23 protein-coding genes and 2 pseudogenes are annotated in these 22,995 nt (G+C 40.3%); 17 read left to right on the top strand and 8 right to left on the bottom strand.

The window, feature by feature from the left end:
• The first annotated feature begins 130 nt into the window (after positions 1-130).
• The 16 genes from F6K63_RS32250 to F6K63_RS32175 all read left to right on the top strand — a co-directional run bounded on the left by F6K63_RS32250 (position 131) and on the right by F6K63_RS32175 (position 16,457).
• On the top strand, positions 131-1,441 hold the full coding sequence (locus F6K63_RS32250; protein WP_287314356.1) for a DUF3326 domain-containing protein: 1,311 nt from the start codon (positions 131-133) through the stop codon (positions 1,439-1,441).
• Between the two features lie 3 nt (positions 1,442-1,444).
• Positions 1,445-2,764 carry a DegT/DnrJ/EryC1/StrS family aminotransferase gene (locus F6K63_RS32245; RefSeq protein ID WP_287314365.1) on the top strand — a complete coding sequence of 440 codons (1,320 nt, stop codon included), beginning with the start codon at positions 1,445-1,447 and terminating at the stop codon, positions 2,762-2,764.
• A gap of 65 nt (positions 2,765-2,829) precedes the next feature.
• Positions 2,830-3,717: a phytanoyl-CoA dioxygenase family protein gene (locus tag F6K63_RS32240; RefSeq protein ID WP_287314363.1), complete on the top strand. Its 888-nt coding sequence runs from the start codon at positions 2,830-2,832 to the stop codon at positions 3,715-3,717.
• A gap of 28 nt (positions 3,718-3,745) precedes the next feature.
• The gene (locus F6K63_RS32235; protein WP_287314361.1) at positions 3,746-4,621 is read left to right on the top strand and encodes a hypothetical protein; all 876 of its coding nucleotides are present in this window, start codon (positions 3,746-3,748) and stop codon (positions 4,619-4,621) included.
• Positions 4,622-4,681: 60 nt separating this feature from the next.
• Positions 4,682-5,491, top strand: coding sequence for a class II aldolase/adducin family protein (locus F6K63_RS32230; RefSeq protein WP_287314359.1), 810 nt, complete (start codon positions 4,682-4,684; stop codon positions 5,489-5,491).
• A gap of 8 nt (positions 5,492-5,499) precedes the next feature.
• Entirely contained in the window at positions 5,500-7,083 is a 1,584-nt protein-coding gene (locus F6K63_RS32225; protein WP_071106278.1) for a phytoene desaturase family protein, read from the top strand.
• Between the two features lie 38 nt (positions 7,084-7,121).
• Positions 7,122-8,072, top strand: a complete 951-nt coding sequence (locus F6K63_RS32220; protein ID WP_071106277.1) for an NAD(P)-dependent oxidoreductase — start codon at positions 7,122-7,124, stop codon at positions 8,070-8,072.
• A 399-nt stretch (positions 8,073-8,471) separates the two neighbouring features.
• A complete protein-coding gene (locus F6K63_RS32215; protein ID WP_287314356.1) occupies positions 8,472-9,782 on the top strand; it encodes a DUF3326 domain-containing protein in 1,311 nt (436 codons plus the stop codon).
• A gap of 3 nt (positions 9,783-9,785) precedes the next feature.
• Positions 9,786-11,108 carry a DegT/DnrJ/EryC1/StrS family aminotransferase gene (locus F6K63_RS32210; RefSeq protein ID WP_287314354.1) on the top strand — a complete coding sequence of 441 codons (1,323 nt, stop codon included), beginning with the start codon at positions 9,786-9,788 and terminating at the stop codon, positions 11,106-11,108.
• A gap of 6 nt (positions 11,109-11,114) precedes the next feature.
• A complete protein-coding gene (locus F6K63_RS32205) occupies positions 11,115-11,756 on the top strand; it encodes a class I SAM-dependent DNA methyltransferase (RefSeq protein WP_287314352.1) in 642 nt (213 codons plus the stop codon).
• Positions 11,757-11,833: 77 nt separating this feature from the next.
• Entirely contained in the window at positions 11,834-12,565 is a 732-nt protein-coding gene (locus F6K63_RS32200; protein ID WP_287314350.1) for an aspartyl/asparaginyl beta-hydroxylase domain-containing protein, read from the top strand.
• A 46-nt stretch (positions 12,566-12,611) separates the two neighbouring features.
• Positions 12,612-13,397, top strand: a complete 786-nt coding sequence (locus tag F6K63_RS32195) for a CmcI family methyltransferase (RefSeq protein ID WP_353813141.1) — start codon at positions 12,612-12,614, stop codon at positions 13,395-13,397.
• 6 nt (positions 13,398-13,403) lie between these two features.
• Positions 13,404-13,820 carry a cupin domain-containing protein gene (locus tag F6K63_RS32190; protein WP_287314348.1) on the top strand — a complete coding sequence of 139 codons (417 nt, stop codon included), beginning with the start codon at positions 13,404-13,406 and terminating at the stop codon, positions 13,818-13,820.
• A 505-nt stretch (positions 13,821-14,325) separates the two neighbouring features.
• Positions 14,326-14,655: a sulfotransferase family 2 domain-containing protein gene (locus tag F6K63_RS32185; protein ID WP_287314377.1), complete on the top strand. Its 330-nt coding sequence runs from the start codon at positions 14,326-14,328 to the stop codon at positions 14,653-14,655.
• Positions 14,656-14,778: 123 nt separating this feature from the next.
• A complete protein-coding gene (locus F6K63_RS32180) occupies positions 14,779-15,126 on the top strand; it encodes a sulfotransferase family 2 domain-containing protein (RefSeq protein WP_287314346.1) in 348 nt (115 codons plus the stop codon).
• 29 nt (positions 15,127-15,155) lie between these two features.
• Complete coding sequence (locus tag F6K63_RS32175) at positions 15,156-16,457, top strand: hypothetical protein (RefSeq protein WP_287314345.1); 1,302 nt, start codon at positions 15,156-15,158, stop codon at positions 16,455-16,457.
• A 135-nt stretch (positions 16,458-16,592) separates the two neighbouring features.
• Here F6K63_RS32175 and F6K63_RS38090 read toward each other — a convergent pair.
• The 7 genes and pseudogenes from F6K63_RS38090 to F6K63_RS32140 form a co-directional block, all read right to left on the bottom strand.
• Positions 16,593-16,940 (bottom strand): annotated as a pseudogene (locus F6K63_RS38090) (Uma2 family endonuclease); the annotation flags it as partial.
• A 94-nt stretch (positions 16,941-17,034) separates the two neighbouring features.
• Positions 17,035-17,316 carry a hypothetical protein gene (locus tag F6K63_RS32165; RefSeq protein ID WP_287314343.1) on the bottom strand — a complete coding sequence of 94 codons (282 nt, stop codon included), beginning with the start codon at positions 17,314-17,316 and terminating at the stop codon, positions 17,035-17,037.
• A 60-nt stretch (positions 17,317-17,376) separates the two neighbouring features.
• On the bottom strand, positions 17,377-17,928 hold the full coding sequence (locus F6K63_RS32160; protein WP_287314341.1) for a Uma2 family endonuclease: 552 nt from the start codon (positions 17,926-17,928) through the stop codon (positions 17,377-17,379).
• A gap of 131 nt (positions 17,929-18,059) precedes the next feature.
• A complete protein-coding gene (locus tag F6K63_RS32155; RefSeq protein WP_287314339.1) occupies positions 18,060-18,395 on the bottom strand; it encodes a XisI protein in 336 nt (111 codons plus the stop codon).
• Positions 18,383-18,799: a XisH family protein gene (locus F6K63_RS32150; RefSeq protein ID WP_287293917.1), complete on the bottom strand. Its 417-nt coding sequence runs from the start codon at positions 18,797-18,799 to the stop codon at positions 18,383-18,385. Before F6K63_RS32150 ends, F6K63_RS32155 begins: the two co-directional genes overlap by 13 nt.
• 163 nt (positions 18,800-18,962) lie before the next feature.
• On the bottom strand, positions 18,963-19,610 hold the full coding sequence (locus F6K63_RS32145) for a Uma2 family endonuclease (protein ID WP_287293925.1): 648 nt from the start codon (positions 19,608-19,610) through the stop codon (positions 18,963-18,965).
• 74 nt (positions 19,611-19,684) lie between these two features.
• Entirely contained in the window at positions 19,685-20,674 is a 990-nt protein-coding gene (locus F6K63_RS32140; protein ID WP_287314337.1) for an Rpn family recombination-promoting nuclease/putative transposase, read from the bottom strand.
• Positions 20,675-21,057: 383 nt separating this feature from the next.
• Between F6K63_RS32140 and F6K63_RS32135 the strand changes: the two genes are divergently transcribed.
• Positions 21,058-21,213, top strand: coding sequence for a hypothetical protein (locus tag F6K63_RS32135; protein WP_158026706.1), 156 nt, complete (start codon positions 21,058-21,060; stop codon positions 21,211-21,213).
• 604 nt (positions 21,214-21,817) lie between these two features.
• Here the strand turns inward: F6K63_RS32135 and F6K63_RS32130 are convergent.
• Positions 21,818-22,858: pseudogene (locus F6K63_RS32130) on the bottom strand (RNA-guided endonuclease InsQ/TnpB family protein); the annotation flags it as partial.
• Positions 22,859-22,995 lie beyond the last annotated feature (137 nt).

Raw genomic sequence — 22,995 nt, 5'->3', positions numbered from 1 at the left:
CCCTAGTTTTTAGCCTTGCTGAATCAATGGGAATTAGACCTACTGAGTTGTTAGCTCATAAGCCAGACGATGATTAGTGTAAAATTCATCCGGTTGACTGAATCAGTTGTTAGATAAGTAAATATAGAGAATGGCTCAAGTCTATACCAAAGATTTTGAAATCCAATGCCCTCCCCCACAGCGCACCTGGAGAGAAATTTCCCAAAAAATTGCTGAGCTTCCCTTACCAGGTGTTCCCATTCGCTTGATTTTAACCAAGGTTGAAGGAGATACGCTCACTTTTGAATCCAGCTTCATTGATACAGACAGAAAGCCGGTTTGGTCATCATTACTTGATATTAATATTCGTCAACGGGTTTCTAATCAGCCCTTTGTGGCAGTTAGTATTATTCCCACCGGAGTCAGAGCAGAAATTGGTGGTTTTGCCGGAGATGCGACTCCTAGTACCAATCTGTTAGCCTCCGCTTGTGACTATCTGGTCACCAATCCCAATGCCGTTACTGCCTCGGATATCTATTTCGGTCAGGAGAATGTGCTTTATCTGGAAGGGAATCTGATTTGTCAGTTACTACTGGGTAATATTGGAGTGATTCCAGAAAAGCGCAAAAACATTGCAGCAATTATTGAAAAACCAAGAGATGAGAGATTTTTAAACAATGTTATTAATGCTCTCAATGGCTTGCGTGCTGTGGGAGGAATTAATATCGACCCTGTAGTCGTAACCGGTGGCCCAGTGGAAACCGCCTGTACCTATTCCCAGTATGGTAATGCTTCCGGGGAATTTAAAGGTATGGACGAATTGATGAAGGCTCTAGATGTGGTGGAAAGTTCTTCTGCTAGAGCAGTGGCTTTAATGACCACTTTGGAAGTAGAGGATAAAATACGTCAAGCTTACTACCGAGGGGAATCTATCCCGAATCCTTGGGGCGGTGCGGAAGCAATTATGACCCACATGCTCACTAATTTTTATCCCTTTACTGCTGCCCATGCTCCCTTATTATTGGAGTGGGAACATACGGGATTTGGGAAATTAGTAGACCCTAGGGATGGTGCAGAATTAATTTCCAGTGCCTATGTTTGTTCCCCTCTCAATGGTTTAATCAATTCTCCCCGTCCGGTAAGGTTTGATACTCCCGTAGCGGCAGGGGAAACCAGAATATCCGTAGAGAATGTTTCGGCGGTGGTGATGCCAGAAACAACCGTGGGAAATATTCCGTTTTTAGCGTGTTTAGACCAAGGTGTGCCCGTAATCTTAGTCAAAGATAATACCACTAAGTACGATATTACTCCTGAAAGATTGCAAATCGAGACTCAAGGCAACCCGATCTATCGTGTCAATAGCTACATGGAGGCGGCGGGATTACTGTTAGCCTTACGTAATGGTATTGCAGTGGAAAGTACAATTCGCCCGATGCCGCAACTTCAGCCGATTTTTCTCTAGCTTATGAGTCAACCTTCTTCTGCTTATCATTTGATCGCATCTCATAATCAGGATGTGCAGGTGAGTCTTTATACTCCTGCCCACCAAGGAATTGCTCAAAATAGCGTACGCCTCAGTCAAGAAATCTATCAATATGATGTAGCATTCCTCACTCGCCCTCGCACTGAGAGCATAGAGAAACATTTCTCTGAAATGTATGGCACTAAGCATACCTTTTGGCTAACTGGGGGAGGGACTCAAGGGGTTTTAACGGCTTGTGCTTTATTAGGTACTCAGTACAAGCGAGTGGCGATCGCCCTGAACAGTCATATTGCTACAATTAATGGTATCATCTTAGCAGGATTAGAGCCTTATTTTATTCCTTCTGTGTCTTTGATGCCCACTACCTCCGAGGTTATTTCCGCTTTAGAAACCAGTGGCGTGTCAGCTTTGTTACTAACTCATCCGAGTTATGAAGGTGTAACTCTCGATCTGGCATTGATAGCTGATTACTGTCGCGTACGCGATCTGGCTTTAGCAGTAGATGAAGCCCACGGGAGTCATTTTCCCTTTCTGGACGAACAATGGCAATCAGCGATCGCATTTAAGGCAGATATCGTCACCCATAGTATGCACAAATATACTGGGAGTTTGGTACAGACGGCTTTATTGCATTTACCAACTGACTCTCGGTTTACTGTTGAACAAGTGATGGGGGTAATGCCTTTATTTGAAACCACTACCCGCAGTAATCTGTTAATGCTGAGTATTGAAGATGCGATCAACAAGGGATATTCTGAGGAAGGTCAAGGGTTATTTTGGCAAGCCATTGGGGAATGCGATCGCCTGCGCAGTCAATTGGATAATTACGGCAAGGTGTTAACTTACGATGCCCAAGTTAGCGATCCTCTGAAACTCTATTTAAAAAGCGATCGCACTACGGGAGAAGAGTTAGCAGAGCTGTTTTACGCTCGCGGGATTGATGGGGAATTTGCTGGTGAGGAGGGATTGTTATTAATTTTCTCTTTCCATCACAATCAACAAGATTTCCAATTTATGAGAGAAACCTTAGCAGCAATTGTGCCGATTCTGAGGGAAAAAGCACCAAAAGAAACGTTACCTGACAGTTACTTTTGCCGTCGCCCTCAAATCAGGACTTTACCTAAAGATGCTTTCTTTAGCCGGAAAGAAAAGTTACCCATTGGGCAAGCATTAGGTAAAATAAGCGGTTGCTGTATCAAGAAAATCCCCCCAGGAAGTCCAATTTTGATACCAGGAGAAGAAGTGACTAATTGGCATCTCAAAGTTTTAGAATATAACACCATGATTGATATCATTTTTTAACTCATAAAAGTAATATTGTTAACAGAGTATGGTTTTCTGTATTGCTATCAATTACCTAATCAAAAATGTCTTCACTAGTAAACAAAATTACCTTATCCCAAGCCGAGAAAGAATTCTTTTGGGAAAATGGATTTATCAAGCTAAACACACTATTAACCTGGGAAGCTATAGATAAATTACGGGAGCTAACCTACAACTCTAAGCAAATAACCAAAGCTCCTGAATACTATACTGGAGATTTTTCCAGAATTGGTTACGGTGTAGAAAATTCTGTCACTCACCAGATCTATTCTGAGGAAAACTTTAAATACACTCTCAAGCAATTAATCGAGAATGAATTAACTTTCTTCGAAAGTGTGGGATTTGAATTAAAGCCCAACAAAAGAGGATTTTATTTCCACCTAGATGTAGCTAGTTTTAGCTTTATTCAAGCAGAAGATTTAGCCTATTCTATTTGGATACCCCTAGTTCCCATTAATACCAAAGAGCAGCACGGAGGGATGGCATATGTACCTCAAAACGTTTATCCTGCCTCTGGGTATTTTTCCCTTATTTATGAACTAGTACAACACGAAAATATTGCCGAATTTTGTCAAACTGAAGATTTTCATTTTTTTAACTTTCCCCATGCTTCCAAAGTGGAAGAATTGATTCTAGAGAAAAATAAAGTAGAAGATGACTTTGAAGTAGGTGATGCTCTGTTACTAAACAAATTTGTTTGGCATAGGAGTGCCCCCCTGAGGGAAGGAAAGTTACCTTCGAGGATGGCATACACAATGCGTTTTGTGGATTCCCAAGCCCGCTATGGGAAAAAGTTTCTTGATGATTTTAATTACATGGTGAAAGCTATGGGGGATGATCCTTTAACTTCCTTTGGGTATAAATTAACCGATCTGAAAGAGGGTGATTTAATCTCTAAGAGTAAATTTGTTTATAGCTCTAACTTATGCTAAATCCTAGATCCTGATTTATTAAAAGCTTATGTCTTTGCTAGTCAACAAAATCACTATATCCCCAGAAGAAAAAAACTCTTTTGCTGAGAATGGGTTTATCAAACTAAAAAAACTGTTTACGGATGAAGCAATCGATAAATTACGGTATCTAACTGCCGAATCCAATCAAGTAAAAAAAGTTCCCGAATCTTACAGTGGAGATTTTTCCAGACTGGGCTATGACCTAGAAAATGCTGTCACCCACCAGATCTATTCAGAAGAAAACTTTAAAAACACCCTCAAGCAATTAATCGAAAATGAATTAATCTTCACCCAAGGTGTGGGATTTGAATTAAAACCAAACAGAAAAGGATTTCATTTTCATCTAGATTTAGTTAGCTTCAACTTCATTAAACCAGAGGATTTAGGATATTCCCTATGGATACCACTAGTTCCAATTAATACGAAAGAGCAACATGGAGGCATGGCATATGTACCCCGAAAGGCTTATCCAACCTCTGGGTACTATGCCCTCCGGTACGAACTAATACAACACAAAGATTTTGCAGAATTTTGCCAAACCGAAGAGTTTAATTATTTTGAGTTTTTCTATGCTTCTAAAGTTGAAGAGATGGTTTTAGAGAAAAATAAAGTAGAAGATAGCTTTGAAGTGGGTGATGCCCTTCTACTAGACAAATTTGTTTGGCATAGAAGTGTCCCCATCCTGGAGGGAAAATTACCATCGAGAATGGCATATACAATGCGTTTTGTGGATTCCCAAGCCCGATACTCAAAAATTTTCCTCGATGGTCTTTACTCACTGATAAAATCGAATGGCGATGAGACTTTAACTTCCTTTGGTTATAAATTAACTGACCTTAAGGAGGGTGATTTAATATCTAAAAGTAAAATTGTTTCATGCTAATTAAATTTCGTAGCATGACTGTTTAATATAAAAAATAAATCAATGTAAACATAAAAAAACATGAATGTAAATATAAAAAGTTCCAATCCAAATAATACCATAACTCCCTTTTATTCCCAAGAAGAACGAAACTTGCGCATAGATATTGCTGCTGCTTACCGCTTGATTCACTATTATGGGATGACAGACATGATCTACACCCATATTTCCGTGCGAATTAAAGAGGAACCACCAGTATTCCTCATTAATCCGTATGGTATGATGTTTGACGAAATATGTGCATCAAATTTGGTTCCAGTGGATGCTAATGGCAACAAAATTGACCCGGCAGACGCGGAAGTAAATCCTGCTGGATTTACAATACACAGTGCTATTCATTTAGGTTGCCCTAATGCCCATGCAATCATCCACACCCATACTGTTAGTGGCATGGCTGTTGCTGCTATGGAAGAGGGTTTGTTGCCCCTTAACCAAATTTCCATGGAATTTTATAATCGGGTTGCCTACCATGATTATGAGGGCATCTCACTTAACCTGGATGAGCGAGAAAGGCTGGTGGCATCTCTGGGAGACAAGAAATGTTTAATCCTCCGTAACCACGGTCTTTTAACTGTAGGTCAAACAGTGGCAGAGGCATTCTACTACATGTACTACCTGAATAAGGCGTGCGAGATTCAGGTTAATGTGTTAAGTAGTAATTCCAAGCCGATAATACCACCACCTGAGATTTGCGAACATACAGCAAAGCAGTTCGAGGGTCCATTCCTCCAGAACAACCGAGAATTCCAACTCGTATGGGAAGCTAATCGCCGTTTGCTTGATCGACTCGATCCCTCCTATATTGACATACTCCCAGCCAAGTTACCCTAGGAAAAATCATGCCATCTTCAAATCTACAAAAAAACTACGATGTCGTTATCGTCGGAGGTGGACACAATGGACTAGTCGCTGCTTGTTATCTTACCAAAGCGGGTAAATCTGTTTTGGTGCTAGAACGACAAGATAAGGTAGGAGGAGCAGTTGTTTCAGAACAACTATTTCCAGGTATTGAAGCGAAACTCTCAGTGTATGCCTATCTAGTGGGAATGCTCCCACCAAAAATTATCTCAGATCTAGATTTAAATTTTAAATTCCGACAAAGAAATCCCGCTTCCTTCACTCCATTTGATAAGAATGGGAAACATCAGGGTTTATTGATTAGTAATGAATCTGAAATAGTCACTGAGCATTCCTTTAAGCAACTCACCGGAAATTTAGAGGAATACCAAAGCTATTTCAAGTTTCATCAACTGCAAAAGTCTTTAGGAAAGCACATCTGGCCTTCGTTGCTTGAACCGATGCAGACCAGAGATGAGATTAAAAATCGCTTTCAGACGCAAGAAGAAAAGCTAGCTTGGCAGTTATTTATAGAGCAACCCTTGGGAGTTGCTATTGAAGAATTCTTTCAAAGCGATTTGGTGCGGGGTTTAGTATTCACAGATGGAACTATTGGAACCTTTACCCATCCCCATGACTCGTCCTTAAAACAAAATCGGACGTTTCTCTATCATATTATTGCCAATGGTACAGGGGATTGGTGTGTTCCAGTGGGTGGTATGGGGAAGCTGACAGAGGAACTTGTTGCTCAATGCCAAAAAAATCCTGTGGAGATACTCAACCATACTGAAGTCACAAAAATAGAGCCAGACGAAGGTCAAGCAACCGTAAAGTTCCAACATAATAACCAAGAAAGCCATGTCAGTGGAAGATATGTCTTAGTTAATATTGCCCCGAAAAAACTTTCCCAACTGTTGAGTGGGTATAATCCTCCGAACGATCCCAAAGATGAAGGATCTTTTGTCAAAATTAATATGGTTTTAAGGAAGTTACCCCGTTTGAAGGCAGATTACGATCCTGTAGAGGCATTTACTGGAACATTCCATGTCAACGAGGGTTATCAAAACATCATCGATAGCTACAAAATGGCTTGTGAAGGAGTGATACCAGAACATCCCCCTGGCGAGTTCTATTGTCATAGTTTAACGGATGATTCTATCCTCTCCCCATCTCTGAGAGCAGAAGGTTACCAGACCCTAACTTTATTTGGATTGGGAATGCCTTATAGCTTATTTGTTAAAGACAATGAAACAGAGAAACAGAAAGTCTTGGAGAGGTATCTTAATGGGGTAAATCAATATTTATTAGATCCCATAGGAGATTGTATAGCGCGGGATGAAAATGGTCAACTTTGTGTTGATGTCGCAACTCCAGTGGATGTGGAACGAGAAGTGGGCATTCCCACAGGTCATGTCTTCCATCAATCTCTTTCCTGGCCTTTTGTAGAATCAGAGGAAGAACGGGGAATGTGGGGCGTGGAGATTGGCTTTGATAATATCTTCCTGTGTGGTTCTGGAGCCAAGCGGGGTGGGTGCGTTAGTGGAATTCCAGGGCATAATGCAGCCATGAAGATTATAGGGGGTTGATGCTAAGGATTACTTGATGCTGTTTTTCAGTCTAAATTATGAAAGTTTTATTGTGTAGCGATAGCGCAACACTAGCAGTGAACTTACTAGCATCACAACTATCAGACCATGAAATTATCACCTGTCCGTCAGATACTATTATCAAGTATTTAGATAGTGTTGATATTGTCATCCCTTGGATGGCTAACATTGATGCTTCAATCATTGCTTCGGGACACTTTGGTTTAGTGCAAGAGTTTAGTGTGGGTATAGAAACTATAGACATTGAGGCAGCTACTCGTGCTGGAGTATGGGTAGCACATGTACCTGGGAGTATTTCTGGCAATGCTGATTCCGTTGCCGAACATGCCATAATGCTAATGCTCATGCTTTCGCGACAGATGACAACCACACAGCAATCATCTAAAAGTGAAGACTGGAGTGCAAAAGCAGGTATTGCCTTATTGGGAAAAACAGCTTGTATCGTTGGACTTGGTGACATTGGTACGGCATTAGCGGTACGCCTAAAAGCTTTTGGAATGCGTCTTGTTGCGGTTCGGCAACACCCAGAACGTGGTGCGTTACCAGAAACAGGGATAGAAAAAGTTTACGGCTCTAATGCTCTTTCTGAAGCATTATCAATTGCTGACTATATTATCTTGTGTGCCGAGTATACTAAAAACACTCATCATCTGATTAATCAGAACACACTCGCAGCAATTAAACCTGGAGCATTTCTCATCAACGTAGGACGGGGTGGTTTAGTGGACACAGATGCCTTAGAAGCAGCACTAGAGAAGGGAGATTTAGCAGGAACTGGTCTTGATTTAGTTGACTCCCCCACGGATTCTCTTCGTCAGCAAAACGTAATTATTACTCCACACATTGCTGCCATAACCGAGGTAAGTTACGATGGTACTGCGGCTGTGGTGATTGATAACATTAAACGCTACGCACGAGGTGAACAGCCACGATACACCGTCAACAGGCCTTATAAGTTACGACGCTGAGAGTGATTATCTGTTCTAATCAAACATCAAGTCAGGAACTAACTCTGCGTAACCTTCTGTAGTGCGAGGTAAACGTTCTGCTCGGATAAAAGAAGCATCGGGAGCGCGAACATCTCCATCTTCGTTTATCAAAAAAGGGATGCACCCCGGTCTGCTCTGGGTTGTTTACAAAATTTAACAACTTTTATACCATGAAATTAAATAATTACGATACTATGACTAAGTGGAAAACTTAGGAGGCAAGGATATGAAAGATCAAAGATGGATTACCCTAGTTTTTAGCCTTGCTGAATCAATGGGAATTAGACCTACTGAGTTGTTAGCTCATAAGCCAGACGATGATTAGTGTAAAATTCATCCGGTTGACTGAATCAGTTGTTAGATAAGTAAATATAGAGAATGGCTCAAGTCTATACCAAAGATTTTGAAATCCAATGCCCTCCCCCACAGCGCACCTGGAGAGAAATTTCCCAAAAAATTGCTGAGCTTCCCTTACCAGGTGTTCCCATTCGCTTGATTTTAACCAAGGTTGAAGGAGATACGCTCACTTTTGAATCCAGCTTCATTGATACAGACAGAAAGCCGGTTTGGTCATCATTACTTGATATTAATATTCGTCAACGGGTTTCTAATCAGCCCTTTGTGGCAGTTAGTATTATTCCCACCGGAGTCAGAGCAGAAATTGGTGGTTTTGCCGGAGATGCGACTCCTAGTACCAATCTGTTAGCCTCCGCTTGTGACTATCTGGTCACCAATCCCAATGCCGTTACTGCCTCGGATATCTATTTCGGTCAGGAGAATGTGCTTTATCTGGAAGGGAATCTGATTTGTCAGTTACTACTGGGTAATATTGGAGTGATTCCAGAAAAGCGCAAAAACATTGCAGCAATTATTGAAAAACCAAGAGATGAGAGATTTTTAAACAATGTTATTAATGCTCTCAATGGCTTGCGTGCTGTGGGAGGAATTAATATCGACCCTGTAGTCGTAACCGGTGGCCCAGTGGAAACCGCCTGTACCTATTCCCAGTATGGTAATGCTTCCGGGGAATTTAAAGGTATGGACGAATTGATGAAGGCTCTAGATGTGGTGGAAAGTTCTTCTGCTAGAGCAGTGGCTTTAATGACCACTTTGGAAGTAGAGGATAAAATACGTCAAGCTTACTACCGAGGGGAATCTATCCCGAATCCTTGGGGCGGTGCGGAAGCAATTATGACCCACATGCTCACTAATTTTTATCCCTTTACTGCTGCCCATGCTCCCTTATTATTGGAGTGGGAACATACGGGATTTGGGAAATTAGTAGACCCTAGGGATGGTGCAGAATTAATTTCCAGTGCCTATGTTTGTTCCCCTCTCAATGGTTTAATCAATTCTCCCCGTCCGGTAAGGTTTGATACTCCCGTAGCGGCAGGGGAAACCAGAATATCCGTAGAGAATGTTTCGGCGGTGGTGATGCCAGAAACAACCGTGGGAAATATTCCGTTTTTAGCGTGTTTAGACCAAGGTGTGCCCGTAATCTTAGTCAAAGATAATACCACTAAGTACGATATTACTCCTGAAAGATTGCAAATCGAGACTCAAGGCAACCCGATCTATCGTGTCAATAGCTACATGGAGGCGGCGGGATTACTGTTAGCCTTACGTAATGGTATTGCAGTGGAAAGTACAATTCGCCCGATGCCGCAACTTCAGCCGATTTTTCTCTAGCTTATGAGTCAACCTTCTTCTGCTTATCATTTGATCGCATCTCATAATCAGGATGTGCAGGTGAGTCTTTATACTCCTGCCCACCAAGGAATTGCTCAAAATAGCGTACGCCTCAGTCAAGAAATCTATCAATATGATGTAGCATTCCTCACTCGCCCTCGCACTGAGAGCATAGAGAAACATTTCTCTGAAATGTATGGCACTAAGCATACCTTTTGGCTAACTGGGGGAGGGACTCAAGGGGTTTTAACGGCTTGTGCTTTATTAGGTACTCAGTACAAGCGAGTGGCGATCGCCCTGAACAGTCATATTGCTACAATTAATGGTATCATCTTAGCAGGATTAGAGCCTTATTTTATTCCTTCTGTGTCTTTGATGCCCACTACCTCCGAGGTTATTTCCGCTTTAGAAACCAGTGGCGTGTCAGCTTTGTTACTAACTCATCCGAGTTATGAAGGTGTAACTCTCGATCTGGCATTGATAGCTGATTACTGTCGCGTACGCGATCTGGCTTTAGCAGTAGATGAAGCCCACGGGAGTCATTTTCCCTTTCTGGACGAACAATGGCAATCAGCGATCGCATTTAAGGCAGATATCGTCACCCATAGTATGCACAAATATACTGGGAGTTTGGTACAGACGGCTTTATTGCATTTACCAACTGACTCTCGGTTTACTGTTGAACAAGTGATGGGGGTAATGCCTTTATTTGAAACCACTACCCGCAGTAATCTGTTAATGCTGAGTATTGAAGATGCGATCAACAAGGGATATTCTGAGGAAGGTCAAGGGTTATTTTGGCAAGCCATTGGGGAATGCGATCGCCTGCGCAGTCAATTGGATAATTACGGCAAGGTGTTAACTTACGATGCCCAAGTTAGCGATCCTCTGAAACTCTATTTAAAAAGCGATCGCACTACGGGAGAAGAGTTAGCAGAGCTGTTTTACGCTCGCGGGATTGATGGGGAATTTGCTGGTGAGGAGGGATTGTTATTAATTTTCTCTTTCCATCACAATCAACAAGATTTCCAATTTATGAGAGAAACCTTAGCAGCAATTGTGCCGATTCTGAGGGAAAAAGCACCAAAAGAAACGTTACCTGACAGTTACTTTTGCCGTCGCCCTCAAATCAGGACTTTACCTAAAGATGCTTTCTTTAGCCGGAAAGAAAAGTTACCCATTGGGCAAGCATTAGGTAAAATAAGCGGTTGCTGTATCAAGAAAGTTCCACCAGGGAGTCCAATTTTGATACCGGGAGAAGAAGTTACCCAATGGCACCTGCAACGTTTATCTCCTGATACTGTGCTTGAAGTAGTGAGGGAGTGATTAACGATGATCGAAGAACAAGCCAAAGATTTTTTAGAAACAAGACCTTGGTTATCTGGGATTTGCGATAGCGAAAGTACTGAGGAATTAAAAAATAAGTACGATAGTTGGGCGAATACTTACGATGCAGATGTAGGAGAAGATTGGTCTTTTATGCCTGCTAACATAGCACGGACATTAAGCAAACTGCTTCCTAATAAAAATGCCACAATCTTAGATGCTGGTGCTGGGACAGGGTTAGTGGGTGAAGCCTTAGCCAAACAGGGATATACTAATCTGACTGCTGCGGATTTGTCAGAAAAAATGCTAGCGATCGCTAGAGAGAGACAAGTCTACAAGGCTCTCCATCAGTGTAATTTAGAAGATTCGCCTGTTTTTAGCAATTCAGTAACTTTTGATGCTATTATTGCAGCAGGAGTTTTTGCTTATGCCCATGCTGGGGTTGAGGTTTTAAACAATCTATTCTGCTTTTTAAAGGAAGAAGGAATTTTCTTGTTAACCATACGGGAAGACTATCGCCGTAAAATGCAGATAGACTTAGATAAATTACCGTGGACATTAGTTAGTGAGGAGGATTTTCCGATATATGACGAAGCCAAGTTGATGTATCTTCTGGCTTTTAAAAGTGATCTTAGGAGGCTTTCGTGATCAAAACTCAATCTGAAATTAAAATTATTGGTAACGTTTTAAACAAATTGAATCCACTAAAAGTTGAGCAGTAACTCTTGGATTTCAGAACTTTTTCCAAAAATTTACCTTATCCTGAAGATGCATTTGGAATTTACCTAACCTATCCCTTGTGGAATCACCAAGGTGATTCTAGAAATGGCAATACCTATCACTATAATGGTATTCCTAAAATTACAGATATAGGCAATACATTGAGCCATATTTCTGCGATGATAACAGATACATTTAATGTCAATTTTTTGAAAGTATGTCGCATTAACGAATTTCTAAGTGGCACTTTTATCGTTCCTCATGTAGACTATCTTGATGGTTGTCAATCAAGTGAAAAATTCTTCAGACGAATTCACATACCCCTTAAAACTCAAAAAGAATCCTGGAATTATTATGAAGCAGAGGTTTACCATATGCAATTTGGAGAAATCTGGCTTCACGATAGTTATTGTTGTCATAGTGCTGGTAACTTCTCTTCAGAGTCGCGCTTTCACTTAATATTAGATGTTGACCCTACAATACCTCTGGATGATTTATTCAAAGACAAAGCCGTTTTCAATTCAAGCCACAAACTAGACCCGATCTCTCGCGAACCTTTTACTAATAGCGATTTGAACAATATATTGGATCTGGCAAAAATCATCAATCACTTGAATTTCAAAGAGATAGTTAGTTTGCTCAGTAAAATTCACTTTTACAAGAAAGTGAGTAGTGCCTTGACTTATGATTGGCTGGAAAAGATTGCGAAAAACACAAAAAATAGACAGCTTATATAAAAGGCCAGAATGACTAAACATTATTTTGTCGGTCCGAGAGATGCTCTTGCTAGAAAAGGAAGCAGTAAGCCAGAGAATATACGACAGTTTCAAGTTTTTTAAAATGATTAAATCAAACTTATCCGAACAGGAAAACTCCAAGAATAAAAGGTTTGTTACGATTTCCGACAGAGAAGATAGATGCGATATCCCCTCGTCTGCTTGGAGACCTTTGACTGACAAATACGATTTGCAAACCTGGCAAGGGATACAAATGGAAAAAAGTCCTTTTGAAATAGCCATTTATCCCATGCTCATTTACGAACTCCAACCTAAAACCATCATTGAACTTGGTGCAGCCACAGGCGGTAGTGCGATGTGGCTAGCAGATCAATTGGAATTGTTCGGTATTAAGGGAAGTATCTATTCTATGGATATCGATCTGTCTTTAATTGATGAAAAAGCACAAGCTAATCCTAAAATAAAATTTTGGGAAGGTGATTGTAATAAGATTGATTTAGCTTGGCCAACCACACTCCTTTCTACATTAGCTCATCCTTGGTTAATAATAGAAGATGTTCATATTAATTTAGTCGGTGTCCTCAATTATTTTCATCATCATGGCTTACAGAGTGGAGACTATTTAATTGTTGAAGACACCAATAAAACTATGTGGGATCAGTGGTCTGATTGGCACGATCAAAAATTTATTGAACGGATGAAGCGTAAGATAAGTTTACTAAGAAACTGGCTTATTCAGCATCAATATGATTACTTAATTGATACATATTACCAAGATATGTTTGGTTATAATGGCTCGAAGAATTGGAATTCAATTCTTAAAAAAATATGATTTTTTATGGCAAGATTACCAAATCAATTTTATACTATTTTTGTTGTTACATCAAATTTAAAAATAATGAATGAATTAGAAGTAAAACTCGGTTTAAAAAAGTTAAAACAGGAATGGGAACCAAAAGGTTTCAAGTGTGACACCTACACCAGTGCTCCCGGAGAGTTTTGGTCAAATCCAGGTCATAAAACGGATGAATATATTATTCTGATAGAAGGAGACCTAGAAATTTCTTTCCAAGGAAAAACCTACAATCCTGCCATTGGTGAAATACTTAAAGTCCCTGCCCGGGTACCTCATATTTTTGGAAATCCTGGCCAAACTTCCAATTGTGTATATTGGATATACGCCTTTGATTGGCAGTGGAACGAAGATGGGAGTGGTACTGAAGAGGGTAGGATATTGAGTAGAATAGACGGGTGACGATAAGCTTTTCTGCACTTAAATTTTTTACCTAAAACCATTGATACAAGGAGTCTGGGCTTCAAAAATTTCAATTTAAATGCGTCTGAGCTTATCCAATTATTTAAGCAGTTGCTTTAGTCTTTGACGTAAGTAAGTGCAAGGAAATTGCGCAACTCCAGCTCATTTACCTTGCACTTCTCACTGGTACGCCCTTAATTAACTCAGGGCTTATTACTTATTACTTACAAAAGCCTTAATGAATATAAACTATTTTGATGCTTGGTTAAAAAGAAAACATCTAGCTACTCTAACCTGGGTCTTAATTCTAGCCAAATATAAGTTGCTTTATGTCCCCATACCTAAAGTAGCTTGTACTAAACTTAGAACTTTATTAATCTTACTAAAGCGAGGTTACGAAGACGAGGAATTGGAAAAATTTCTGAATGGGACTCCAGCTCCTTTTTATAATTGGTAATTTGGTGTTCTTGACAATCATCGTCTTGGCTACCAAGAATTATACAACCTGTTTTACAACTCCGATTATTTTAAATTTGCTTTTGTGAGAAATCCCTACAAAAGACTGGAGTCAATGTACACTTACAGAATAGCTGCACCGCAATTATTACTTAATGCTCCCCAAACAACCAAGAATTATTACCTCTATGGCATTTATTTTACTCAAAAAATCAAAGCTGACATAACTTGGCAATCATCTGAATTAGTTAAAAAGTTCTTTTTCCAGATAGATAAAACATTTACTAAACAGATAGGTACTTCCGTACTTTTAAGAGATGAAGATGTAAAAAAACTTCCTCTACAGGAATCGGAACATTATGATTATGCACTACTTTAACATAGAATTAATGAAAGCTTTGACAAAGCTTATGCTAATCAAAAATATCCCGATAATTTTTATCTTCGTCTTTATGAAAAAATAAAAAAAATGCTAGGATACCCAGAAGTATAAGCTATAGATTTGGATAAAAATCCCGTATCCTTTCAAGAATTTATCAACTTTGTTTGTGACCAAAATCCTCAATGTATGGACGTACATTGGCAACCCCAAACTTTATTGTTAAATTGTGAATGTATTAAATATGATTTTATTGGTCATATCGAAAACTTTGAGCAAGATGTCCGATATATATTTGATTATATTAATGCACCAAAATACATGTATCACCTGATTAATAAAAAAATAAATAGTTCGCAAAAAGAAGGAAAGCCAATTGCCTGGACAGATGAACTAGCTGATAAAATTTATAAAAAATACCAAGCTGATTTTCAAGCCTTTGGCTACGATAAAATGTCTTATATAAACTGATTAGTAGATTTACAGTAGATTTACGAATAATGGAAGTATTAAAATGCGAAGCCATCGAAAAATGGACAGGTATCGCTCAATCCCATCCTATCATTCAATCTCTCGATGACATTGTTAGTTGGAAAGTTGTGCCTCCTTTCTGCAAGATTGGCAGAAGTTCTTGGTTACCTCTTGAAGAACCAATAATCGTTGAAGGTCCTTGTGGAGACATCCATGTTGAAGCGCTAAAAATCAAAGGAGTAGGGTTTTTGGATTATGATGGCAATATTCGACAACCAACAACAACGATGCTTCCTCGCTTGTCCGCGAATCTTGGTATTAGCAAAGAAGGAAGTTTCTCAATACTTCCTGGCTATGCAGGACCAATTGGTGGAATAACGTTAGAAAAAGCTTCGGCAGAATACAAAACAGCTCGTACTCTTACGGAAAAAGGAATACCTTCATCTGTTCCAATTCGTCTGTATAAATATTCTGACCTACGCTATCGAACTAAAGAGGGTACTATAGTACCTATGGGAGTGGTGGTAACAGGACAACTTCAGCGCACCTTTAAAAGGCTTGATACGGCACTGAAATATTCAACAGCTGACGATGATGAAACCAAGGCAGAATTGAACCGATTTGCCAAAAAAATGGGTGTTAGCCTGAGCCAAGAGCCAGAGTTATCTTTGTTTAGAGCCAGCTACGCTTCCTATGGGCATCATATCCGAGAGTTCTCAAAGTGTGGCTATTATCGTTACTCCTTTTATCCCAATAATCTGGGGTTTTCTGCCCATAGAGGTAGCGCCTACTTCACCGATTTGGATTCCTGTCGTGAGTTGGTAGAGTGTTCGGAGATAGAGAAGCCTATGCAAGTGATGCGTGATGCGCTCAGTGCAGTTTTGTATTTGATCATAATCTTTGTACAAGAGCCTTATATTCATTATTTTTCACCAGAACAAGTATTCCAGGCCAATCTTCAGCGAACATTCTTAGCTAACTATTATTGTGATCTCTCGATTGAGCTAATTGATGCACTGGTTGAAGTTTTAAACGAATACCACCTTGAACTTTATCACCGAGCTATTGGAAGTCAAGAACAGTCCTTTCCAGAAGAGACTGATGTCCCTTCTGATTTACCACCGGATTTAGCTTACCAATTAAATCACAACAAGAAAGTAAAATTTTGTAAAAGTTCTTGGCTAAATTACGAAGAGATTTACTGTTACTTAATTGCTGTGATGTCGGTACTGCACAGCCGTAGTCAGATATCGGCTATATATCCGTTTAAGCTTACTGAAGAAGAACTCTATGCCAATATGGCTGACTTCGGTACACCACAAACAGTTTAAAAAATTAAGAAAAAAATGGATCGTGCAATTGGTTTATAGGGTTTCTCACACTCATGAGGTATAGAGATGACAATTGTTAAATCTAAACAGCGAGCGCTATTTCCATTTAGGTGAATTATGCTAACTCAAGTTTTCCTACAAAGCCAGGTTAAAAATCTGCTGTGCGGATAAGTTGAACTGGGTAAAAGTTGGGGAAACAATGGGAGTATTTCCCGTAAAGGTCGTCATCTGATATTCGCCGTCAACCAAATTACAAACAAAAAATGTGGGTGGCTTGGGGTTGCCGATAAACTTTCTCGCGCCCAATGCGGCATAATCGATAATCCAATATTCCTCGATGCCCATTTCTTATCTTCGAGATGCTACGCGAACATAATCTCGAAGTTTATTGTAGTAATCATCACGCCAATTAGTTGAAACAACCTCGACAATTAATTTGACTGAATCAGAATTTTGGATAATTGATTCACTTTCCGACCGAGAGGGTGCATCTCCTTCTCAATGACCTCACGGTGGTAACTGGTCAGTTTAGGATCGTTATGATTCCACCAAACAAAAATATGAGTGTCCAGAACAATCATAAAACTTCTCGATCGCTATTCTCCATATCCCAGTCTTCTAGAGGGATAGCTGGCTCTTCAGGATCGGCATAGTATGCGTAGGGCTGCTTGTTTGCCAATGGTAAGATAGGATATTCCTTTTTGACTTCACCAATAGTGACAATTTCGGAAAGCTTATTTTGAATAGCTTCATTTAATATTTCTGAAGCCAGCTCCTCTACAGACATTCGTTTTTCCGCCGCCGCTTTTATCAAAATGTCTTGAGAATTTTGACTGATTTTTATATTTGTTATAAACATATTCAATCCCTTTAAAATATTCCAACTTAATCTAATACTTGAGAAGAATAAACAGTCTTCTCAATCAAACTCAGGTGCCCAAACTTCCACCACAGGCAATTCCCACCCAGGAAGTAATTCTGGCACTTGCAGCACATCCCCATCCCCCAGCACAATCTTATCTCTATTGAGGCGATAAACTTCCATGGTGCGAGTTCTCGGATCCACTAACACCCCAACTTGAGTCCCCAATTCCATAAATTGCTGGATCTTCCGGCGTAATTTAGCCAAACTATCAGTTCTAGATTTAACTTCAAACATCAAGTCAGGAACTAACTCCGCGTAACCTTCTGTAGTGCGAGGTAAACGTTCGGCTCGGATAAAAGAAGCATCGGGTGCGCGGACATCTCCATCTTCGTTCGGTAAACGAAAACCACCACTAGAAGCAGTTACCCTGCCTAGTCTACGAGGTCGTACCCAGTTTGATAACTGGGTAACAATAGCAGCAGCTACTTGATCCGATTCTATACCTGAAGGACTCATAACAATAATTTCTCCAGCCACTAGTTCCATCTGATAATCAGGATGCTGTGCTTGCAGCTTTTCTAAATCTTTTACTGTTAAACTAGGCATTTTTAAAATATCCTATTTATAGCGGTTATTGCATTTATGAGGTACACTTATAAACCTCAAAGTCCCCCTTATTAAGGGGGATTTAGGGGGATCCCTTTTTACCTCATGGAAAATAGAATTGCTATATTTAATCAATCAACAGCAAATCCAGTATATTGGCGTTTAAAAGGAGCATGGTAAGCTAAGACGATATCTTCAGGGGGAACACCCCATTCTACTAATTCATTGGCAACGCCAATTTCTGTGCCATCATGTTGTATCCAAATTTTGTCGTTTTTAAGGTCAATTTGGAGAACACAGCCTCTTAATCGCCGATTTCCATGCCACCCCACGTTCATCAGTTGATAGTGATCTCCTTGAACATCAAAGATTTTTTGGACTTCAATATCTCCATATTTAGGTTTATATTGCCCATATTTATTGATGAGCTTTTTGACTAATTCTCTATAGTTATTTAGTTTTTCCATTGTTTAATAACCTCATTTTTGATATCATATACAAGTAGTTTAAGTTGATAGTTATTCACTGCCTTTTGAGTAAAAACCAGAGTAAAAAATGCTTCGTAAACATCTTCGCTAATGGCTAAATAAATTTTTCTTTCTGGTTCAATAGTTTCTAATACCAGGCGATAATTAAGAAACTGCCCTAAAGCATTATGAAATTCAGAAATTAAAGAAGGACGATTAAAACTTTTAATTTCTACAGCAATTTTTTGTTGATCTTTTTGGGCTGCAATTAATTTTTCTGCCCCTAAGTCAACATACATATCAACTCCCCCATAATCAAGATAGAGAGGATCATCAGTAATTATCCAACCTTCCTTGATTAGGGCGTTTTTAACAGTATCATGAAAGATATCTTTAGCTGGCATAGGATAATATTTTATAACATTAGCTGATTATGATGGATAGGGGTTTGATGGTACGAAATAATGGACATTATTGTTGTTGCCTTGATCTATTTTTGGTAGTGTTTTAGAAGTCAATTACATTACTGATTCCTATCGGGTTATCCCCCAAAACTAAACTATCAATTTATTGAAGCAGTTGCTTTAGTCTTTGGCGAAAAGCTCGTAATGCAGGACTTCTCCCGGTCTCACGGCTTTGAGCTAAAACGTCTGCTACCAGGTCTGGAATTGGTAATCTGGGGAAGGTCGGACTGGTGGTAACTTGCCGGTACTCACCTCCTTGCAATAGGTCAATCCTGAGTTGATTTTTTTCATAGCGCCAGAGTTCAGGCACACCTAAGTTGGCATAGACATCCAGTTGAGTCTTGGAGGTGACATCCACTTCAATGGCTAGATCTGGCGGTGGGTCAATGGTGAGATCGACGCGCCGCTTGCCTCGCATTCTAGCGTGGTTTTGGATGTAGAAGCATTGATCCGGTTCAATGCCACTGTCCATATTTTCTCCCTTGAAGGTAGTGGAACCAAAGCACTCGCAGTCGATTTCTAACTCATCAAGCAAAATTTTAACCAAATCACCGAGCAGTTCTTTATCGACTTCGTGTTCTGGGGTAGGCATTCTGATTTCTAAGGTTCCGTGGCTATAGGCAATACGGGCAGAGCGATGTTCCCCTAGTTCTTCCAGAACAGACTCAAATTCAGCCCACTCTAGGTTATGAATCAACAGTCTTTGGCCTGGGGGAACGGTAAGTTGTTGGAGTAGGAGAGTAACAGCCATACAGTAATCGGTTTTGATTCCCAATTTTTCCAAGAGATCTAGTCTGATTTTAGGCAACTAAGGCATAGCTACCGTTAGTTAGAGTGCTCTTGGAGCCAGTTGAGTAAATCCTCACTGGTATTAAAATCCCAGATTGCTTCTGATAAGCGTTCTAGGTCTTGGGGATTCAAGGCTTCAAGGAATGCGAAGGCATTACTTGTTAGTTTTCCAAAGCGGCGCTCAAGCTGTCGCAATAGTAAACTTCTTTCGCCTTCTACTCTTCCCTCTTCTCGTCCCTCTTCTCGTCCCTCTTCTCGTCCTTCCCTTTTGGCTAGACTCAATGCACCTCGCCTATCTTCCACGAACATCTCCTGTTTGCGGATCTTTTCCAATTCTTCTACACTCAACCCCGCTTGATTGGCGATAGTTAAGGCTTTTTCTAGCTGTGGAATTTCCCTCATCTGATCAGGAATAACTTCTAAGCTGGGAGCTTCTTTTATAAAATAGATCCACTTATCTACCAAAGTTTCTAACTCTTCCAGTTGCTTAGTAAATTTGGGAAGTTCCACAAACACCATCTTGTCTTGATGCAGTCGCTCATGGGGGAAACCCCCAAGACCGCGCTGCATCGCTAACTCATTCTCCTGATAAGGCAAGTGGTCTTCTTCTTCTTGAAAGTAAAAACTGCTAATGACTTTCTCTGTTGAGGGGAACAGCTTAAAATCAGTGATAGTTAAAGCAATGACCGGATTGAGATCGAAATATCCCTGTCCGGATTTAAGTTGATTCCCGTAGGTTTTGCACAAATTATAAACGACTCGCTTTTCGAAAGCCTCTACATTCCAGAGTTGCATTTCAATGATAACAGTCGTTCCATTCTCTAATACTGCCTTAACATCCAGATAGGTGTCTTTTAAATCAACCACATCCCCCGCACTGTAGGGGTCAATAATTTCTAAATCCTGGATGACAGAATTCCCGGAGTAAATCATGGCATTAAGGAAGGAAATCAGAATATCTTTACTCTGATCTGAACCAAAGATTTTCTTGAAAGCAAAGTCAGTTTTAGGACTAATGAATCTCATGGTTTTACAGGGTTAATTAAACCGTTTAGTTGTTAGTTAATTTTTTGTAAGCATTCAGCTATTAGCTAATGCGCTACGGAACTTTTGAATAAAAAAGGTAAGGATTGGTTTAATCTGAGTTAAGTCCCAGCGTCGTTCGCACAGCGTGGCCATTCGCGTAGCGTGGCCGTTCGCGTAGCGTGGCCAAAAGGCCAAAAGGCCAAGGCCAAAGCCTGTGCCACTGCTGACTGCTGCTGAACGCTGAACGCTGACTACTGAATGCTTAGAATTTATTTACCTTTATAGTAACAGTTTTGGCTGGGCTTGTTGGCACCATAATTAGTTATATAGCGAGCGCTTTTAAAAAAGGTGATGGACAAATTTTGGCGTTGCATAAATACGGGATGATTTTAATAGTTTTCTGGCATGGGCATCTTGCCGTGGAATGGGCATCTTGCCCGTTACCAATATTCTCGGGCGAGCAGTATGCCCATGCCACTCATATTAATCCCTTGATTCAGAAATGCCGTATCCCCAAGAGAGATCCGGTGGGTTGCTGAAAAGCCAGGATTGATAATCGTGATTTTTTTGGCATCATGGAAGTAACTCCTATTTAGGTGGGAGGAAAACCGCGCTGGAGATGGTTAACGGGCATGACCAGCGCGGTTATTAGTTTCAGTCGTCACCTTCTATAGTATAGATAACTCCTCAAAAAAATGCAAGGGTAAATAAAAATATTTTACATTTATTTACAATTAGTTTTATTAACAATTTATAGACTCAATTATGTGTAATTTATTGACATAATTTTTTTAATTAACTGAGCTACAAATTCTTGGTTTTTAGGGAGCAGGAATCCCCTCTAACTCCAGGGCTGTTTCTTGCGTCGGACTCAAATGTAATTGGTGGGGAGGTGGGGAGATAGGGAGATAGGGAGATAGGGAGTAGGGAGTAGCGATGCATCGCTATTCTAACCTTAATTTTTATCATTAAGATTAGTTTATTGATCATAAAATGTGGAGCTGAAACTTTTATTTGATGGTGCTTTCGCCAGAAGCCGTTAAAAGTCAGCTTATAACCACAAGTACGGTAGAGCCAGCAGGACTTACAAGAAATCTAACCAACAGCAAATCCATCATATTGACGCTTGAACTACCCCACCCTTTAGAGGGATGGGGATTCCCAGGCACAGTCGTGCGCGACTGTTGTCTCCGTGGGCGTAACTTTCCTTCGCACCGAAGGTAGCTGGGCAGGGTCAATTCCCAGTTTTTTGAGACCCTTATTTCTGATATTTACTCCGCCATTTATATCAGCATCATCGTGATACCCACATTCAGTACAGACAAATTTATCCCCACTTCGGTTGTCTGCACTGGTGTGATGGCATTTTGGACATTCTTGGGATGTATGTCTGGGGTTTATCTTGATTACTGGAATGCCTGACTTTGCAGCCACGACTTCTACCTTTTTGATCAGTTCTCCCCAGGCAGCATCAGAGATCACACGGTTGAGCCCCTTTTTAGCAGATTGTCCGTTGTGATCATAACCACCATTTTCATTGGGCTTAGGCTTACAACGGGATTTCATTCCCCTGATATTTAAATCCTCAAATATCAGGGCGTCTGTGCCATCGGTTAACTGCTTTGCAATCTCCCAATGGCATGCAGAACGCTTGTTGGTTATTTTCTCGTGTAAATAGGCAACCTTACCAAATAATTTCTTGCGATTATTAGATCCTTTTTTCTTTCGACTTGCAGCTCTTTGCCTGAGTTTTAAACGTCTTGCTTGACGCTTAAATTTATTGGTATTAGCCGGATTTACGATAGTCTCCCCGTCAGAAGTACTAACCAGCTTTTTAATCCCAAGATCACATCCCTTAACACGATCTGGTCTAATCTCGTTGGCTGTTTTAACCGGAGACAATGGAACTGACTTGTTTTCAATTTGAAGACTGACAAACCAACCCCGAGATTTTCTGCGTACGGTTACAGATTTTATGGTGAAACCGTCTGGTATAGGACGGGAATTGTAAAAGCCCATCCAGCCAATCCCAGGTAAATAGATTCCATCGCCGTCTAGTTTTACCTGACCCGGGGAATATTTGAAGCTCCGATAGCGAGAACGCCTCTTAGGTCTAGGGTACTTAGCCTCCCCTTTAAAGAATTTTGTGAAAGCAGTATCCAACTGTCTTAACATTTGTTGTAAAACAGTTGAGTATTAAACTAAGCCGCAGAGTTACCTCTGCGACTCGTCTCCAAAACCGTACGTGACAGTTTCCCGTCATACGGCTCCTCATGATAGGAACACACTTTCATTGGTACCTCCACATTAGAAAGGATTGT

Origin of the sequence: Moorena sp. SIO1G6 (genome assembly GCF_010672795.1) — a bacterium.
GTDB classification, from domain to species: Bacteria; Cyanobacteriota; Cyanobacteriia; order Cyanobacteriales; family Coleofasciculaceae; genus Moorena; species Moorena producens.
The sequence above is the reverse complement of the archived record's forward strand: the minus strand, read 5'-3'. Positions and strand labels throughout refer to the sequence as shown.

What these genes read in the sequence shown, in the direction of transcription:
- F6K63_RS32250 (WP_287314356.1), top strand. Translation starts at nt 131, where the DNA reads ATGGCTCAAGTCTATACCAAAGATTTTGAAATCCAATGCCCTCCCCCA.
- F6K63_RS32205 (WP_287314352.1), top strand. Translation starts at nt 11,115, where the DNA reads ATGATCGAAGAACAAGCCAAAGATTTTTTAGAAACAAGACCTTGGTTA.
- F6K63_RS32145 (WP_287293925.1), bottom strand. Translation starts at nt 19,610, where the DNA reads ATGGCTGTTACTCTCCTACTCCAACAACTTACCGTTCCCCCAGGCCAA.
- F6K63_RS32175 (WP_287314345.1), top strand. Translation starts at nt 15,156, where the DNA reads ATGGAAGTATTAAAATGCGAAGCCATCGAAAAATGGACAGGTATCGCT.
- F6K63_RS32225 (WP_071106278.1), top strand. Translation starts at nt 5,500, where the DNA reads ATGCCATCTTCAAATCTACAAAAAAACTACGATGTCGTTATCGTCGGA.
- F6K63_RS32135 (WP_158026706.1), top strand. Translation starts at nt 21,058, where the DNA reads ATGATTTTAATAGTTTTCTGGCATGGGCATCTTGCCGTGGAATGGGCA.
- F6K63_RS32235 (WP_287314361.1), top strand. Translation starts at nt 3,746, where the DNA reads ATGTCTTTGCTAGTCAACAAAATCACTATATCCCCAGAAGAAAAAAAC.
- F6K63_RS32140 (WP_287314337.1), bottom strand. Translation starts at nt 20,674, where the DNA reads ATGAGATTCATTAGTCCTAAAACTGACTTTGCTTTCAAGAAAATCTTT.
- F6K63_RS32160 (WP_287314341.1), bottom strand. Translation starts at nt 17,928, where the DNA reads ATGCCTAGTTTAACAGTAAAAGATTTAGAAAAGCTGCAAGCACAGCAT.
- F6K63_RS32215 (WP_287314356.1), top strand. Translation starts at nt 8,472, where the DNA reads ATGGCTCAAGTCTATACCAAAGATTTTGAAATCCAATGCCCTCCCCCA.
- F6K63_RS32220 (WP_071106277.1), top strand. Translation starts at nt 7,122, where the DNA reads ATGAAAGTTTTATTGTGTAGCGATAGCGCAACACTAGCAGTGAACTTA.
- F6K63_RS32165 (WP_287314343.1), bottom strand. Translation starts at nt 17,316, where the DNA reads ATGTTTATAACAAATATAAAAATCAGTCAAAATTCTCAAGACATTTTG.
- F6K63_RS32245 (WP_287314365.1), top strand. Translation starts at nt 1,445, where the DNA reads ATGAGTCAACCTTCTTCTGCTTATCATTTGATCGCATCTCATAATCAG.
- F6K63_RS32240 (WP_287314363.1), top strand. Translation starts at nt 2,830, where the DNA reads ATGTCTTCACTAGTAAACAAAATTACCTTATCCCAAGCCGAGAAAGAA.
- F6K63_RS32190 (WP_287314348.1), top strand. Translation starts at nt 13,404, where the DNA reads ATGGCAAGATTACCAAATCAATTTTATACTATTTTTGTTGTTACATCA.
- F6K63_RS32155 (WP_287314339.1), bottom strand. Translation starts at nt 18,395, where the DNA reads ATGGAAAAACTAAATAACTATAGAGAATTAGTCAAAAAGCTCATCAAT.
- F6K63_RS32150 (WP_287293917.1), bottom strand. Translation starts at nt 18,799, where the DNA reads ATGCCAGCTAAAGATATCTTTCATGATACTGTTAAAAACGCCCTAATC.
- F6K63_RS32210 (WP_287314354.1), top strand. Translation starts at nt 9,786, where the DNA reads ATGAGTCAACCTTCTTCTGCTTATCATTTGATCGCATCTCATAATCAG.
- F6K63_RS32230 (WP_287314359.1), top strand. Translation starts at nt 4,682, where the DNA reads ATGAATGTAAATATAAAAAGTTCCAATCCAAATAATACCATAACTCCC.